The organism is Streptomyces sp. E-08, from assembly GCF_049913095.1.
Classification (GTDB): domain Bacteria; phylum Actinomycetota; class Actinomycetes; order Streptomycetales; family Streptomycetaceae; genus Streptomyces.
Genome location: NZ_CP183971.1, coordinates 3,815,068 through 3,830,419 on the forward strand (window position 1 = coordinate 3,815,068; position 15,352 = coordinate 3,830,419).

The following is a 15,352-nucleotide window of genomic DNA, read 5'->3' on the forward strand; positions in this document are numbered from 1 at the left end:
ACGACCAGCCACCCATCACCCTGCTACCGAAGCAACAAGTTCACTGGGGCCGGCATCCTCGAAGATACGAACCTTACGGCCGTACCCTCAGACACCCAACAACGTGCCAAGCGTGAGCTACCTTCCGTCTCTTCTTTCCACGCCGAAGCAGTACTCGAAGACCATCAGGATTACTCACGCCAACTAATCAACGTTCCACCCATGAGCTGACCGTGCAGAACGTTTGCCTGCAATCGGTACTGTGCTCCTTAGAAAGGAGGTGATCCAGCCGCACCTTCCGGTACGGCTACCTTGTTACGACTTCGTCCCAATCGCCAGTCCCACCTTCGACAGCTCCCTCCCACAAGGGGTTGGGCCACCGGCTTCGGGTGTTACCGACTTTCGTGACGTGACGGGCGGTGTGTACAAGGCCCGGGAACGTATTCACCGCAGCAATGCTGATCTGCGATTACTAGCAACTCCGACTTCATGGGGTCGAGTTGCAGACCCCAATCCGAACTGAGACCGGCTTTTTGAGATTCGCTCCGCCTCGCGGCATCGCAGCTCTTTGTACCGGCCATTGTAGCACGTGTGCAGCCCAAGACATAAGGGGCATGATGACTTGACGTCGTCCCCACCTTCCTCCGAGTTGACCCCGGCGGTCTCCTGTGAGTCCCCATCACCCCGAAGGGCATGCTGGCAACACAGGACAAGGGTTGCGCTCGTTGCGGGACTTAACCCAACATCTCACGACACGAGCTGACGACAGCCATGCACCACCTGTATACCGACCACAAGGGGGGCACTATCTCTAATGCTTTCCGGTATATGTCAAGCCTTGGTAAGGTTCTTCGCGTTGCGTCGAATTAAGCCACATGCTCCGCTGCTTGTGCGGGCCCCCGTCAATTCCTTTGAGTTTTAGCCTTGCGGCCGTACTCCCCAGGCGGGGAACTTAATGCGTTAGCTGCGGCACCGACGACGTGGAATGTCGCCAACACCTAGTTCCCAACGTTTACGGCGTGGACTACCAGGGTATCTAATCCTGTTCGCTCCCCACGCTTTCGCTCCTCAGCGTCAGTAATGGCCCAGAGATCCGCCTTCGCCACCGGTGTTCCTCCTGATATCTGCGCATTTCACCGCTACACCAGGAATTCCGATCTCCCCTACCACACTCTAGCCTGCCCGTATCGGATGCAGACCCGGGGTTAAGCCCCGGGCTTTCACACCCGACGTGACAAGCCGCCTACGAGCTCTTTACGCCCAATAATTCCGGACAACGCTTGCGCCCTACGTATTACCGCGGCTGCTGGCACGTAGTTAGCCGGCGCTTCTTCTGCAGGTACCGTCACTTTCGCTTCTTCCCTGCTGAAAGAGGTTTACAACCCGAAGGCCGTCATCCCTCACGCGGCGTCGCTGCATCAGGCTTTCGCCCATTGTGCAATATTCCCCACTGCTGCCTCCCGTAGGAGTCTGGGCCGTGTCTCAGTCCCAGTGTGGCCGGTCGCCCTCTCAGGCCGGCTACCCGTCGTCGCCTTGGTAGGCCATTACCCCACCAACAAGCTGATAGGCCGCGGGCTCATCCTTCACCGCCGGAGCTTTTAACCAGCTCCCATGCGGAAGCCGGTGTTATCCGGTATTAGACCCCGTTTCCAGGGCTTGTCCCAGAGTGAAGGGCAGATTGCCCACGTGTTACTCACCCGTTCGCCACTAATCCACCCCGAAGGGCTTCATCGTTCGACTTGCATGTGTTAAGCACGCCGCCAGCGTTCGTCCTGAGCCAGGATCAAACTCTCCGTGAATGTTTACCCGTAATCGGGTGACACTCGCGTTGAGCGGGACAGTCATGCCGGAATATGGCCGACCGTCCACAGCGTCCTCGCTGTGTATGTTGCCTACTCGCCACAAGGGCCAGCAGGACTTTCAAAGGAACCTCGCCATCCGAAGATGGACGGGGTATCAACTAATCTGGCGTTGATTTTTGGCACGCTGTTGAGTTCTCAAGGTGCGGACGCTTCCTTCGTTCCTGTTTCCAGGCCCTCCGGGCGCTTCCTTCGTTTCCGACTCTATCAGATCTTTCCGACCCGATTTCCTCGGCGCTTTCCGGTCCCTTTCGCTTTCGCTCCGGGCCCTTCCGGCGGTTCCGACTCTATCAGATCCTTTCGGTGTCTGACTCCCAGTCAGGGGGTTTGTCTTTCCGGCTGTTGGGCCGTTCCGACGAGTGAGACTTTAGCGGATTCCTTGCCTCCGACGCTAATCGGGCGGCTTGCGCTCAGACCTTCGAACGCGAATTCCTCATTTCGCAAAAACGCACGGAAAGCACGACGGCGCGGCAAAGCGACGTCAGGTTCAGTGGATCTTGCGGAATGGCTGTCCGGGGCCGACCGGAGTCGGTGCTCACGTCGGACAACTCGGAGAACACTACGGATGGGGAGGGGGCGTGTCAACCCTGGTCCGGGGGCGTACCTCTGCCCGGGTGACGGAACGCGTGGCGGTAGTCGCGGGGGCTGGTGCCCAGGTGGGAGGCGAAGTGCTGGCGCATGGTGACCTCGCTGCCGAAGCCCGCGCGGCGGGCCACCTCGGGGAGGGGGTGGTCGGTCCGTTCGAGGAGCTTCTGGGCGGCCGCGACGCGCTGGGTGATGAGCCAGTGGAGGGGGGTGGTGCCCGTGGTCGCCTGGAAGTGGCGGGCGAAGGAGCGGGGGGACATGCCGGCGAGGGCGGCCAGGCTCGCGACGGTGTGGGGTTCGGCGAGGTGGGCCAGGGCGTGGGCGCGTACGGCGGCGAGGGCGTCGGCGTCGCGGTCGGCGCGGGGCGTGGGGTGCTCGATGAACTGGGCCTGGGTCCCCGTACGGAAGGGGGCGGTGACCATCGAGCGGGCGACGGTGGCGGCGGCTTCGGCGCCGTGGGCGGTGCGGATGAGGTGGAGGCAGAGGTCGATGCCCGCGGCGGTGCCGGCCGAGGTCCAGATTCCCGTGTCCTCGACGAAGAGGGCGTCGGGTTCGACCTGGACGTCCGGGTGGCGGGTGGCCAGGGTGCGGGCCAGGTGCCAGTGGGTGACGGCTCGGCGGCCGTCGAGGAGGCCCGCGCGGGCGAGGACGAAGGCGCCCGCGCAGAGGGAGGCGACCGGGATGCCGGCGGTGTGGGCGCGGCGGAGGGCGTCGAGGACGGGGGTGGGGAGGTCGGCGTCGGGATCCTCGATGCCGGGGACGACGACGAGGTCGGTGGGGGTGAGGTCGTCGAGCCAGGTGAGCGGGCGGTCGGGGGTGAGGGTGAGGCCGCCTCGCAGGGGGATGGGGGTGTGCGGGTCGGTGGCGGTCCTGCGGAGTTCGAAGGGTGGGACTCCGCGGAGGGTGCGGTCGCTGTCCCAGACCTCGGTGATGACGGAGACGTCGAAGGCGCGGACGCCGGGGAAGGCGACGAGCGCGATGCGCTGGGGGCGGGGTGCGGGCGTCCTTGGCACGTCTGGCAGTTAACCATCGATCGCTGGCTTTCCTCCCTCTGGGAGGGGGCGGCGGCCGGCGGGAGGATCGTGGCCATGGAGATCAACGAGAACGCAGCGCTGGTGGTCGTCGACGTGCAGAAGGGCTTCGAGCAGGAGTTCTGGGGGCGTCGGGACAATCCGGGGGCCGAGGAGAACATCGCGGCTCTGATCGACGCCTGGCAGGAGACGGGGCGGCCGGTCGTCTTCGTACGGCACGACTCGTCTCAGGCGGGTTCGCCGCTGGCGCCGGGGACCGAGGGGAACGCGTTCAAGGAGTTCGTCGAGGAGCGGCGGGGGAAGGGGGCCGGTCCCGAGCTGCTCGTGACGAAGTCCGTGAACTCGGCCTTCTACGGGGAGCCGGACCTGGACGCCTGGCTGAGGGGTGCGGGGGTCTCGCAGTTCGTGGTCGTGGGGATCCAGACCAACATGTGCAACGAGACGACCGCCCGGATGGGCGGGAACCTGGGGTACGACGTGTTGTTCGCGCTGGACGCGATGCACACGTTCGACCTGGCGGGGCCGTTCGGCTGGACGCAGACGGCGGAGGAGCTGACCCGGGCGACGGCCGTGTCGCTGCACGGTGGGCGGTTCGCCCGGGTCGTGACCACGGAGGACGTGCTGAAGGGCGCGTCCGTGGCGTAGTCGGTCAGCTGTTGCCGGAGGCGAGCTCGCGGCTGCGGTCGCGGGCCGCTTCGAGGGCGGCGATCAGGGCGGCCCGTACCCCGTGGTTCTCCAGTTCGCGGATGGCGCTGATGGTGGTGCCGGCGGGGGAGGTGACGGCCTCGCGGAGCTTGACGGGGTGCTCGCCGCTGTCGCGGAGCATCACGGCGGCGCCGATGGCGGCCTGGACGATGAGGTCGTGGGCCTGGGCGCGGGGCAGGCCGAGGAGGATGCCGGCGTCGGTCATGGCCTCGACGAGGAAGTAGAAGTACGCGGGTCCGGAGCCGGAGAGGGCGGTGGCGGCGTCCTGCTGGGACTCGGGGACGCGGAGGGTCTTGCCGACGCCGCCGAAGATCTCCTCCGTGTGCGCGAGGTGCTCGGGGGTGGCGTGGCTGCCGGCGGAGATGACGGACATGCCCTCGTCGACGAGGACGGGGGTGTTCGGCATGACGCGCACGACGGGAGTGCCCGCGGTGAGGCGGTCCTCGATGAACGAGGTGGGGATGCCGGCGGCGGCGCTGATGAGCAGGCGGTCGGCGGTGACGTGGGGGGCGAGCTCGTCGAGGAGGCGGCCCATGTCCTGCGGCTTGACGGCGAGGATGAGGGTGTCGGCGCGCTTGGCGGCCTCGGCGTTGGTGACGGTCTCGACGCCGTAGCGGGTACGGAGCTCCTCGGCGCGTTCGGCGCGGCGGGCGGTGACCAGGAGGTTCGCGGGGCGCCAGCCCGCGCGGATCATGCCGCTGAGGAGCGCTTCACCGATCTTGCCGGTACCGAGGACTGCGACGGTCTGGGTCATGGGTCTGTTCACCTCGCCGGAGGGGGCCTTTTGGTCATCCTTTCACCGGTGGGGTCCTGGGTGCGTGGTGTGTCCGAGGGGCGGTCAGGCGGTGCGGCGGCGGAGGGTGGCGGCGCCGAGGCCCAGGACCAGGACGGCGCAGCCCGCGACGACGAGGGCGTCGCGGACGAAGTCGCCGGTGATGTCGGGGTGGTGGAGTACCTGGTTCATGCCGTCGACGGCGTACGACATCGGCAGGACGTCGGAGATCGCTTCGAGGGCGGGGGCCATGCGGTCGCGCGGGGTGAACAGGCCGCAGAGCAGGAGCTGGGGGAAGATCACGGCCGGCATGAACTGGACGGCCTGGAACTCGGACGCGGCGAAGGCGGAGACGAAGAGGCCGAGTGCGGTGCCGAGGAGGGCGTCGAGGAGGGCCACCAGGAGGAGGAGCCAGGGGGAGCCGACGACGTCGAGGCCGAGGAACCAGACGGCGAGGCCGGTGGCGAGGACGGACTGGAGGACGGCGACGAGCCCGAAGGCGAGGGCGTAGCCGGCGATGAGTTCGGCCTTGCCGAGGGGCATGGCGAGGAGGCGTTCCAGGGTGCCGGAGGTGCGTTCCCTGAGGGTGGCGATGGAGGTCACCAGGAACATCGTGATGAGCGGGAAGATGCCGAGGAGCGAGGCGCCGATGCCGTCGAACGTCTGCGGGCTTCCGTCGAAGACGTAGCGGAGCAGGAAGAGCATCAGGCAGGGGACGAGGAGCATCAGGGCGATCGAGCGCGGGTCGTGGCGCAGTTGGCGCAGGACGCGGGCGGCGGTGGCGAGGGTGCGGTTCGCGTTCACGGTCGGGGCTCCTGGTCGGCGGCTCGGGCGGCTCGGGCGTCGGCCGCGTCGACGAGGTGGAGGAAGGCCTCTTCGACGGTGGCCGTGTCGTTGCGGCGGCGGAGTGCGTCGGGGGTGTCCTCGGCGAGGATCTCGCCCTCGCGCATGAGGAGGAGCCGGTGGCAGCGCTCGGCCTCGTCCATGACGTGGGAGGAGATGAGGAGGGTGGTGCCGCGGTCGGCGGCGAGGCGGTGGAAGAGGTTCCACAGGTCGCGGCGGAGGACCGGGTCGAGGCCGACCGTGGGTTCGTCGAGGACGAGGAGCTCGGGAGTGCCGAGGAGGGCGACGGCGAGGGAGACGCGGCTGCGCTGGCCGCCGGAGAGGCGGCCGGCGAGGGCGTCGGCGTGGTGGGCGAGGTCGACGTCCTCGACGGCCCGGTCGACGGCGGTGCGGCGGTCGTGGCGGTGGGCGCGGCCGGGGAGCAGGACGGCGGCGAAGTAGTCGAGGTTCTGTCGGACGGTGAGGTCGTCGTAGACGGAGGGGGCCTGGGTGACGTACCCGATGCGGGAGCGGAGGGTGGGGTCGCCGGCGGGGCGGTCGAGGACCTGGAGGGTGCCGGTGACTCTGGCCTGGGTGCCGACGATGGCGCGCATGAGGGTGGTCTTGCCGCAGCCGGAGGGGCCGAGGAGGCCGGTGACGCGGCCGGCGGGGACGGTGAAGTCGAGGCCGCGGAGGACCTGGCGGTCTCCTCGTGTGGCGGTGAGGTTCTGCGCGGTGACGGCTGCGGTGACGGCTGTCCCGTGGCCCTCGCCCGCCGGGTTATTCATCATGTGATGAATAGTGGGCCTGGGGGTGCCGGGCGTCAAGGATCCGGACGTGGTCGGGTGGGCGATCGGGTGGGGGCCGGTGGTCGGGTCGTGCGCAGCCGTTCCGCCCCGCGGAACGGCTGCCCGCGCCCCTGCTCCTACTTGCGCTTCGGCTTCTTGCGGGTCGAGGGATTGCCCTTGCGGGTGGCCCTGCGCTTCTCGTACTGGGCGACGGCCGTCTCGTACTCCGCGCGGAGCAGCTTCTCGCCGGGGGCCTCGACGAAGCAGCGGGCGGCGTAGGCGACGAGGGAGCCGATGAAGCCGATCGCCTTCAGGCTGCGGAGGGACTCCTCGCGGGCCGGGTCGGCCGGGCGGCGGACGAAGCCCTCCCAGGTCTTGGCGAACGCGATGGCGCTGCAGATCGCGAACATGACGACGACCAGCGTGTTGACGAGGCCGCCGACGTCGGCGATCTGGAGGCCCTCGTAGGCGAAGCGCAGCACGAAGCAGGCCGCGACGGCGGCGGCGAGGGATCCGGCGGCGAGGCCGAGGCGGCGGGGCGTGTAGCCGCCGCTGTGGTCGACCCAGGTCGTGCCGAAGAAGCGGATCTCCTCCGGACGCGGGCCGCCGCCGGTGCCGTCGTTGTTCGGGGTCTGCTCTTCGTCGCTCACGGGGTCGATTATCCCCGGGCGGCGGTGAAGGGGCTCAGGCGCAGCGCGGTGCGACCATGCCGTCGCTGCCCGTGTGCACGTAGGCGTCGGAGATGTACTCGCCCGCCGCTATGTTGTCCCAGATGTTCGTCGTGCCGTACGGGCCGTCGACCCACTCGCCGTACTTCTGGCACTTGATCGCCACCGTGGCTCCCGGTGCCAGCGACCGGACGATCGGGTACTTGGTGCTCGGTCCCGACCGCACGTTGACCCGGTACCCCGGTGCGACCTCGTAGCGCGTGGTCATGACGTCCTCCCCCTTGGCGCAAAAGCGCTCCGCCGAGTTTCACTCTCCGCGACGCGCAGGCTAGCAAGCCCCACCGACTTCCCGGGCACCATCGACTAGGCTCCACCGGGTCGCGCACCTGCGCGCGATGTGACGGGGACTCACACGGGGGTGGGCGATGCCACCGTTGCGCGGCACCGGTGCCGACCGGGAAGCGGAGGGGCCCGAGTACGCGGGCGACTACCGACTCCAGGCATGTCTGGGCGCCGGCGGCATGGGCGTCGTGCACCTCGCGGCCTCCGCCTCCGGGCTGCGGCTCGCGGTCAAGGTCGTGCACGCACGGTACGCGGAGGACCCTGAGTTCAGGGCACGTTTCCGCCAGGAGGTCGCGGCCGCCCGCCGGGTCAGCGGTGCCTTCACCGCGCCGGTCGTCGACGCCGACCCCGATGCCGTACGCCCCTGGATGGCGACCCTCTACGTCCCCGGACCCACCCTCGCCGACCAGGTGAAGCGGAACGGCCCGCTGTCGCCGGCCGAACTGCGGCGGCTCACGGCCGGGCTCGCGGAGGCACTGCGCGACATCCACCGGGCAGGGGTCGTCCACCGGGACCTCAAGCCCAGCAACGTCCTGCTGACCGACACCGGGCCGAAGGTCATCGACTTCGGGATCTCCCGGCCGGTCGACAGCGATCTGCACACGGAGACGGGCAAACTCATCGGCTCGCCGCCGTTCATGGCGCCCGAGCAGTTCCAGCGGCCGAGGGAGGTCGGGCCGGCGGCGGACGTGTTCGCGCTGGGCTCCGTCCTGGTGCACGCGGCGACCGGGCACGGCCCGTTCGACTCCGACAGCCCGTACATCGTGGCGTACCAGGTCGTCCACGACGAGCCGGACCTGACGGGCGTGCCGGCGGACCTGGCGCCGCTCGTCGCCCGCTGTCTCGCCAAGGAGCCCGTCGAGCGGCCGACCCCGGCCCAGATCATGCAGGCGCTGCTGCCCCCCTCCTACGCGGCCGAGGCCTTCATACCGGCACAGCGGCGGCGGCCCGCCCTGCCCGAGGGCGACGGCGGCCCCGCGCCCGCGTGGGACGCGGACACGCCGGTACGGGCCCCCGCGCCGGTCCCGCCGCGCCGCGGCCCGCGGGTCCCGTCCCTCGCGCGGATCCGGCCGCGCCCGACGATCGCCGTCGCCGCCGCGCTCGCGCTGACCGCGGCCGGTCTGTACGCGGCGCTCAGCCGCCCGGCGGACCGCGGGCCCGAGACCCCGACGAGCCCGGCCGAGGTGGCCACCTCCTTCGCCGGCTGGCACACCGGACTCCAGGAGCACGGCCCTTCGGCCGCGCCCGCCTGCACCCACGGCCCGGGAGCGCTGTACTGCGCGGCCCGGGGCATCGGCCTCGCCCGGCTCGACCCGGTGACCGGGCGGATCCTCTGGTCGCGGACCGCGCCCGTCGAGCAGGAGGCGCCCCGCGCGCCCGTGCTCCTCGCGGACGGCCTGGTCGGCTCCGCCGCTCCGACGGCTCCCCTGCGGGCGTACGCGGCCGGGGACGGGACTCCCGGCTGGACGGCCAAGGGGAAGCTGCCCGAGGTCCACCGGCCGGCCGGCTCCGCCGTCGTCCTGTCCGACGGCTCCGGCGGCATCCGGGCGGTCGACGCCCGCAGCGGCGAGGAGCTGTGGCGGCACGGCCTGACCGGCTTCACGGTCCCGCTCCCCGGGCCGTACGACGCGCCCTCCGGCCTCCTCACGGTGTCCGAGACCTCCCTCGACGGGTCGCACACCCGGGTCGGGGCCGTCCGTCCCGCGACGGGAGAGACGGTCTGGCAGCGGAACCTGGACGGCGAACTCAACCCGCTGGGCCGCACCGGCGACGGCACGCTGGTCCTCGCGCGCCTCTACCAGTCCTCGCTGGTCGACTCCCTGGTCCTGCTGGGCCCGGGCGAGGGCGGGGACGCCCCCGTCCGCACGGTGGCCCTGCCGTACCGGATGGACCTCCGGGGCATCGCGGTGCGCGGCGCGGTCGTCCATCTGCTCGACGCCGAGGGCCACCTCACCGCCTTCGACACCGCCGCGGCGAAGGGCCGGGTGGTGTGGGACCTGGAGACGGGCGCCGGGAACGTCTCCGCGCCGGTCCTCGGCTCCGGCGACCGGCTCTACTTCTCCGTCCAGGACGGCCGGCTGCTCGCCGTCGACACCGCGCGCGGGGCGGTCATCGGCCAGACCAGGCCGAGGCTGCGCAACGGCCGCCTCGGGTACGCGACGCTCGTGCCCGCGCCGCTGGTCGCCGGGGACCGGGTGTTCGGGACGGCGCCGGACGGCTCCGTGTTCGCGGTGGACGCGCGCGACCCGGCGTCCTGGTGAGCGTCCGGCCGTACGCACGGCGAAGGGGAGCGGGCCGCCGGCCCGCTCCCCTTCGTAGGTCTCCTGCCGGGCTCAGCCCAGCTTCGACACGTCCCTGACCGCGCCCTTGTCGGCGCTCGTCGCCATCGCCGCGTACGCCCGCAGCGCCGCCGACACCTTGCGCTCCCGGATTTTCGGCGCGTACACGCCGCCCAGGGCCTCGCGGCGGGCCGCGAGGGTGGTGTCGTCGACGAGGAGCTCGATCGAGCGGTTCGGGATGTCGATGCGGATGCGGTCGCCGTCCTCGACGAACGCGATCGTGCCGCCCGAGGCCGCCTCCGGAGAGGCGTGGCCGATGGAGAGGCCCGAGGTGCCGCCGGAGAAGCGTCCGTCGGTGACGAGGGCGCAGGTCTTGCCCAGGCCCCGGCCCTTGAGGAAGGAGGTCGGGTAGAGCATCTCCTGCATGCCGGGGCCGCCCTTGGGGCCCTCGTAGCGGATGACGACCACGTCGCCGTCCTTGACCTGCTTGTTCAGGATCTTCTCGACTGCCTCCTCCTGCGACTCGCAGACGACGGCCGGGCCCTCGAAGGTCCAGATCGACTCGTCGACGCCGGCGGTCTTCACGACGCAGCCGTCGACGGCGAGGTTGCCGTGCAGGACGGCGAGGCCGCCGTCCTTCGAGTACGCGTGGGCCGCGTCGCGGATGCAGCCGTTCGCCGCGTCCGTGTCGAGGGTGTCCCAGCGCTCCGACTGGGAGAAGGCGGTCGCCGAGCGGACGCAGCCGGGGGCCGCGTGCCACAGCTCGACGGCCTCGTCCGAGGGGGAGCCGCCGCGCACGTCCCAGGTCTCCAGCCAGTCCTTGACGGAGGGCGCGTGGACGGCGTGGACGTCCTCGTTCAGCAGACCCGCGCGGTAGAGCTCGCCGAGGATGGCGGGGATGCCGCCCGCCCGGTGCACGTCCTCCATGTAGTACGTGCGGTCCTTGGCGACGTTCGGGGCGACCTTGGCCAGGCAGGGCACCCGGCGGGAGACCTCGTCCATGTCCGGCAGGCCGTAGTCGAGCTCGGCCTCCTGGGCGGCGGCGAGCAGGTGCAGGATCGTGTTGGTGGAGCCGCCCATGGCGATGTCGAGGGCCATGGCGTTCTCGAAGGCGGCGCGGCTCGCGATGGAGCGCGGCAGGACGGAGTCGTCGTCCTCGTCGTAGTACCGGCGGGTGATGTCGACGACCGTGCGGGCCGCGTTCTCGTACAGCGCGCGGCGGGCGGTGTGGGTGGCGAGCACCGTGCCGTTGCCGGGGAGGGAGAGGCCGATCGCCTCGGTCAGGCAGTTCATCGAGTTGGCGGTGAACATGCCCGAACAGGACCCGCAGGTCGGGCAGGCGTTCTCCTCGATGCGGGCGATGTCCTCGTCGGAGATCTTCGGGTTCACCGCGTCGGAGATCGCGTCGACCAGGTCGAGGGTGCGGACCGAGCCGTCGACGAGCGTGGCGCGGCCGGACTCCATCGGGCCGCCGGAGACGAAGACCGTCGGGATGTTGAGGCGCAGGGCCGCCATCAGCATGCCGGGGGTGATCTTGTCGCAGTTGGAGATGCAGATCAGGGCGTCGGCGCAGTGCGCCTCGACCATGTACTCCACGCTGTCCGCGATCAGGTCGCGCGAGGGCAGGCTGTAGAGCATGCCGCCGTGGCCCATGGCGATGCCGTCGTCGACGGCGATCGTGTTGAACTCGCGGGCGATGCCACCGGCGGCGGTGATGGCCTCGGAGACGATCCGGCCGACCGGCTGGAGGTGGGTGTGGCCCGGGACGAACTCGGTGAAGGAGTTGGCCACGGCGATGATCGGCTTCCGGCCGATGTCCGCGCCGGGTACACCGGAGGCGCGCATAAGGGCGCGTGCGCCCGCCATGTTGCGGCCGTGGGTGACTGTGCGGGACCTCAGCTCGGGCATCGTCGCTCGCTCCTCGTGATGGGTGTGCTTGCATTCGAGCGTACGCCGACGCTCCAAGATCTGGACAGGCCGTCCGCAATGCGGGACGAGTGTTCAGCTTTCGGTCAGGTAGCGCTGGAGCGTCGGGGCCACCTGGGCCACGATCAGCTCCGGGTCCGCCGAGGCCAGCGGCTCGACCTGGATCACGTAGCGCATGATCACGATCCCGATCATGTGGGAGGCGGCCAGCTCCGCGCGGAAGCTCGGGTCCGGCACGTCCAGCTCGGCCGCGATCCGCTCCAGGAGACGGCGCAGCACGAAGGTCCGCAGCACCTTGGCCGCCGCCTCGTGGGTGAGCGCGGAGCGGACGATCGCGAGGAGCGGGGCGCGGGAGGCCGGGTTCTCCCAGACGCCGATGAAGAAGCGGGCGAGCCGTTCGCCGATGGCCTCGCGGGGGCCGCCGAGGATCGCCGGGAGCACGGCCGCGGGCTCGAAGGACACCTCGACGGCGGCGGCGAAGACCTCGTCCTTGGTGCCGAAGTAGTGGTGCACCAGCGCCGGGTCGACTCCGGCGTCCTTGGCGATGCCCCGGACCGAGGCCTTGTCGTAGCCGCGCTCCGCGAACTGGGCGCGGGCCGCCGTCAGGATGCGCTCGCGCGCGCCCGGTCCGCTCTCCTCCTCGGTACGGGACGGGCGGCCGCGCCGGCGCGGGGCCGGTTCGGTCATGGGGTGGCAGCCTGTTCGGTCGGACGCGGGGCCGGGGCGGTCATGGGCGCGGGGCCCGCTCGGCCGGGCGGGCGCCCGGGGCGGGTCTGCCGGCCGCCGAGGCGAGGTGGAGCCGGGTGAAGGCGAGGGCCTCCGCGAGGTCGGCCTCGCGTTCGGCGGCTGACATCGCGCGGCGGGTGTTGACCTCGATGACGACGTGCCCGTCGAAGCCGGTGAGCGCGAGCCGCTCCAGGAGTTCGGCGCAGGGCTGGGTGCCGCGCCCCGGGACGAGGTGCTCGTCCTTGGCGGAGCCCTTGCCGTCGGCGAGGTGGACGTGGCCGAGGCGGTCGCCCATGCGGTCGATCATCGCGAGGGCGTCGGTGCGGGCGGTCGCGGTGTGCGAGAGGTCGACGGTGAAGTGCCGGTAGTCGTCCTTGGTGACGTCCCACTCGGGGGCGTACGCGAGCATCTCCCGGTCCTTGTACCGCCACGGGTACATGTTCTCGACGGCGAACCGGACGTCGGTCTCGTCCGCCATCCGCCAGATGCCGGTCACGAAGTCCTTGGCGTACTGGCGCTGCCAGCGGAACGGCGGGTGCACGACGACCGTCGACGCGCCGAGGCGCTCGGCCGCCGCCTGCGCGCGCTGGAGCTTGACCCACGGGTCGGTGGACCAGACGCGCTGGGTGATGAGGAGGCAGGGGGCGTGCACGGCCAGGATCGGGACCTGGTGGTAGTCGGAGAGCCGGCGCAGCGCCTCGACGTCCTGGCTGACCGGGTCGGTCCACACCATGACCTCGACACCGTCGTACCCGAGGCGCGCGGCGATCTCGAAGGCCGTCGCCGTCGACTCCGGATAGACCGAGGCCGTCGACAGGGCGACCTTCGCATCCGGGATGCGCACCGCTGGTTCTGCCACGGGGAACAGGGTACGGGGCGGGCCGGGGGGCCGGGGGGTGGTTCCCGTCACGCCCGGCCCTGCCCGGCGGTCACTCCCGGCCCCTTCCGCGCACGGGGTGTCAGTGCTCCGGCAGGTGGTCCAGGCGGCGCAGGATGACGCCCTCGCGCAGGGCCCAGGGGCAGATCTCCAGCTCCTCGACGCCGAGCAGGTCCATCGCGCCCTCGGCGACGAGCGCGCCCGCGAGGACCTGTCCGGCGCGGCCCTCCGAGACGCCCGGGAGGGCGGCGCGCTCGGGCACGGTCATCGCGGCGAGGCGCGGGACCCACTCCTCCAGCGACCTGCGGGTCAGGATCCGCTGCACGTACAGGCCCTCGCCGGAGCCGGGCGCGCCCGCGATCCTGGCGAGCTGCTTGAAGGTCTTGGAGGTGGCCACGACGTGGTCGGGGCGGCCGAAGCGGCTGAACTCGCCGACCGTCCGGGCGATCTGCGCGCGCACGTGGCGGCGCAGGGCTTTCACGTCGGCGGTGTCGGCCGGGTCGCCGGGCAGCCAGCCGGCCGTCAGGCGGCCGGCGCCGAGGGGCAGCGAGACCGCGGTGTCGGGGTCCTCGTCGATGCCGTACGCGACTTCGAGGGAGCCGCCGCCGATGTCGAGGAGGAGCAGCTTGCCGGCGGACCAGCCGAACCAGCGGCGGGCGGCGAGGAAGGTGAGCCGGGCCTCCTCGTCGCCGGTGAGGACCTGGAGGTCGACCCCGGTCTCGTCCTTCACGCGCGCGAGGACCGCGTCGGCGTTGCTGGCCTCGCGCACCGCGGAGGTCGCGAACGGCAGCACCTCCTCGCAGCCCTTGTCCTCGGCGGCCAGGAGCGCGTCCCGCACGGTCGCGATGAGCCGCTCGACGCCGCCGGGCGCGATCGCACCCCGCTCGTCGAGCAGTTCGGCGAGCCGCAGCTCCGCCTTGTGCGAGTGGGCGGGCAGCGGCCGGGCGCCGGGGTGGGCGTCCACCACGAGGAGGTGCACTGTGTTCGAACCGACGTCGAGGACTCCGAGTCTCATGGGCGGAACGCTACTGCGCCCGCCGTCATACGCTTGGTCCTGTGCCAAAGACGAAGAAGGCGAAGCAGGACAAAGACCGTGACGGCGACGGCGGTGTGAAGGCGGCCAGGACCGCGCACGCGGCGAAGTCCGTGAAGGCGGTCAAGGTCGGCAAGCAGAAGCGCGGCCAGGCGGAGGAGCCCGACGAGAAGGGCCTCGACTTCGCGCGCGCGTGGGTCGAGTTTCCCGATCCGGCGGACGAGGAGCAGGTCTTCCGCTGTGACCTGACCTGGCTGACCTCGCGCTGGACCTGCATCTTCGGCAACGGCTGCCAGGGCATCCAGGAGGGGCGCGCCGACGACGGCTGCTGCACGCTGGGCGCGCACTTCTCCGACGAGGACGACGAGAAGCGGGTCGCGGAGCACGTGGAGCGGCTCACCCCGGAGCTGTGGCAGTTCCACGACGTGGGTGCGGAGTCGGGCTGGGTGCAGCTCGACGAGGACGGCGACCGGCAGACCCGCCGCTGGGAGGGGTCCTGCATCTTCCAGAACCGGCCCGGTTTCGCGGGCGGCGCGGGCTGCTCGCTGCACATCCTGGCGATGCAGGAGGGCCGGGAGCCGCTGGAGACGAAGCCGGACGTGTGCTGGCAGCTGCCGGTGCGGCGGACGTACGACTGGATCGACCGCCCCGACGACTCCAAGGTCCTCCAGGTGTCGATCGGCGAGTACGACCGGCGCGGCTGGGGGCCTGGCGGCCACGACCTGCACTGGTACTGCACGACGGCGACGTCGGCGCACGTCGGCGGTGAGCCGGTCTACGTCTCGTACCGGCCGGAGCTCGTCGAGATGATGGGCGAGGAGGCGTACGGGGTGCTGGCCGGGCTGTGCGAGGCGCGGCTCGCCTCGCAGCTGCCGCTGGTGGCGCCGCACCCGGCCGACCCGGTCGCCTAGGGCCTGTCGTCACCTTTCCGTCGTCGCCCGAAGGGCGGCACTGCGGCGT

The 15,352-nt window shown here is 70.8% G+C and carries 13 protein-coding genes and 1 rRNA gene; 3 read left to right on the plus strand and 11 right to left on the minus strand.

Annotated features, from left to right (window positions below; genetic code table 11):
• Nucleotides 1-252 precede the first annotated feature (252 nt).
• Nucleotides 253-1,778, minus strand: a 16S ribosomal RNA gene (locus ACN9MM_RS17370).
• Nucleotides 1,779-2,419: 641 nt separating this feature from the next.
• The gene (locus tag ACN9MM_RS17375) at nucleotides 2,420-3,436 is read right to left on the minus strand and encodes a GlxA family transcriptional regulator (RefSeq protein ID WP_426364471.1); all 1,017 of its coding nucleotides are present in this window, start codon (nucleotides 3,434-3,436) and stop codon (nucleotides 2,420-2,422) included.
• Nucleotides 3,437-3,511: 75 nt separating this feature from the next.
• Here ACN9MM_RS17375 and ACN9MM_RS17380 point away from each other — a divergent pair, with 75 nt between their 5' ends.
• The gene (locus ACN9MM_RS17380; protein WP_426364472.1) at nucleotides 3,512-4,099 is read left to right on the plus strand and encodes a cysteine hydrolase family protein; all 588 of its coding nucleotides are present in this window, start codon (nucleotides 3,512-3,514) and stop codon (nucleotides 4,097-4,099) included.
• Between the two features lie 4 nt (nucleotides 4,100-4,103).
• Here the strand turns inward: ACN9MM_RS17380 and proC are convergent, their stop codons facing one another.
• From proC to ACN9MM_RS17405, 5 genes are all read right to left on the minus strand, one after another.
• A complete protein-coding gene (gene proC / locus ACN9MM_RS17385) occupies nucleotides 4,104-4,913 on the minus strand; it encodes a pyrroline-5-carboxylate reductase (protein WP_123452897.1) in 810 nt (269 codons plus the stop codon).
• 84 nt (nucleotides 4,914-4,997) lie between these two features.
• Entirely contained in the window at nucleotides 4,998-5,735 is a 738-nt protein-coding gene (locus ACN9MM_RS17390; protein ID WP_382872265.1) for an ABC transporter permease, read from the minus strand.
• Nucleotides 5,732-6,544 (minus strand): ABC transporter ATP-binding protein, encoded by an 813-nt coding sequence (locus ACN9MM_RS17395; protein WP_426364473.1) that lies wholly within the window; start codon nucleotides 6,542-6,544, stop codon nucleotides 5,732-5,734. The genes ACN9MM_RS17390 and ACN9MM_RS17395 overlap by 4 nt, the downstream gene beginning before the upstream one ends.
• A 134-nt stretch (nucleotides 6,545-6,678) precedes the next feature.
• Nucleotides 6,679-7,191 (minus strand): hypothetical protein, encoded by a 513-nt coding sequence (locus tag ACN9MM_RS17400; protein ID WP_426364474.1) that lies wholly within the window; start codon nucleotides 7,189-7,191, stop codon nucleotides 6,679-6,681.
• A 34-nt stretch (nucleotides 7,192-7,225) separates the two neighbouring features.
• Nucleotides 7,226-7,477 (minus strand): SH3 domain-containing protein, encoded by a 252-nt coding sequence (locus ACN9MM_RS17405; RefSeq protein ID WP_426364475.1) that lies wholly within the window; start codon nucleotides 7,475-7,477, stop codon nucleotides 7,226-7,228.
• A gap of 157 nt (nucleotides 7,478-7,634) precedes the next feature.
• Between ACN9MM_RS17405 and ACN9MM_RS17410 the strand changes: the two genes are divergently transcribed.
• Nucleotides 7,635-9,812: a protein kinase domain-containing protein gene (locus ACN9MM_RS17410; protein ID WP_426364476.1), complete on the plus strand. Its 2,178-nt coding sequence runs from the start codon at nucleotides 7,635-7,637 to the stop codon at nucleotides 9,810-9,812.
• 72 nt (nucleotides 9,813-9,884) lie between these two features.
• Here ACN9MM_RS17410 and ilvD read toward each other — a convergent pair whose 3' ends face one another.
• The 4 genes from ilvD to ACN9MM_RS17430 all read right to left on the minus strand — a co-directional run bounded on the left by ilvD (nucleotide 9,885) and on the right by ACN9MM_RS17430 (nucleotide 14,374).
• Nucleotides 9,885-11,738, minus strand: coding sequence for a dihydroxy-acid dehydratase (gene ilvD, locus ACN9MM_RS17415; RefSeq protein ID WP_426364477.1), 1,854 nt, complete (start codon nucleotides 11,736-11,738; stop codon nucleotides 9,885-9,887).
• A gap of 93 nt (nucleotides 11,739-11,831) precedes the next feature.
• Nucleotides 11,832-12,443: a TetR family transcriptional regulator gene (locus ACN9MM_RS17420; RefSeq protein WP_426364478.1), complete on the minus strand. Its 612-nt coding sequence runs from the start codon at nucleotides 12,441-12,443 to the stop codon at nucleotides 11,832-11,834.
• A gap of 40 nt (nucleotides 12,444-12,483) precedes the next feature.
• Entirely contained in the window at nucleotides 12,484-13,341 is an 858-nt protein-coding gene (locus ACN9MM_RS17425) for a sugar phosphate isomerase/epimerase family protein (RefSeq protein ID WP_426364479.1), read from the minus strand.
• Nucleotides 13,342-13,441: 100 nt separating this feature from the next.
• Nucleotides 13,442-14,374, minus strand: a complete 933-nt coding sequence (locus ACN9MM_RS17430; RefSeq protein ID WP_426364480.1) for a Ppx/GppA family phosphatase — start codon at nucleotides 14,372-14,374, stop codon at nucleotides 13,442-13,444.
• Nucleotides 14,375-14,415: 41 nt separating this feature from the next.
• Here ACN9MM_RS17430 and ACN9MM_RS17435 point away from each other — a divergent pair, with 41 nt between their 5' ends.
• Nucleotides 14,416-15,303: a hypothetical protein gene (locus ACN9MM_RS17435; protein WP_426364481.1), complete on the plus strand. Its 888-nt coding sequence runs from the start codon at nucleotides 14,416-14,418 to the stop codon at nucleotides 15,301-15,303.
• Nucleotides 15,304-15,352: the final 49 nt, after the last annotated feature.

Bases quoted from the DNA above. Each gene is read 5' to 3' on its own strand.
- ACN9MM_RS17380 (WP_426364472.1), top strand. From the start codon at position 3,512: ATGGAGATCAACGAGAACGCAGCGCTGGTGGTCGTCGACGTGCAGAAG.
- proC (WP_123452897.1), bottom strand. From the start codon at position 4,913: ATGACCCAGACCGTCGCAGTCCTCGGTACCGGCAAGATCGGTGAAGCG.
- ACN9MM_RS17395 (WP_426364473.1), bottom strand. From the start codon at position 6,544: ATGATGAATAACCCGGCGGGCGAGGGCCACGGGACAGCCGTCACCGCA.
- ACN9MM_RS17405 (WP_426364475.1), bottom strand. From the start codon at position 7,477: ATGACCACGCGCTACGAGGTCGCACCGGGGTACCGGGTCAACGTGCGG.
- ACN9MM_RS17410 (WP_426364476.1), top strand. From the start codon at position 7,635: ATGCCACCGTTGCGCGGCACCGGTGCCGACCGGGAAGCGGAGGGGCCC.
- ilvD (WP_426364477.1), bottom strand. From the start codon at position 11,738: ATGCCCGAGCTGAGGTCCCGCACAGTCACCCACGGCCGCAACATGGCG.
- ACN9MM_RS17420 (WP_426364478.1), bottom strand. From the start codon at position 12,443: ATGACCGAACCGGCCCCGCGCCGGCGCGGCCGCCCGTCCCGTACCGAG.
- ACN9MM_RS17430 (WP_426364480.1), bottom strand. From the start codon at position 14,374: ATGAGACTCGGAGTCCTCGACGTCGGTTCGAACACAGTGCACCTCCTC.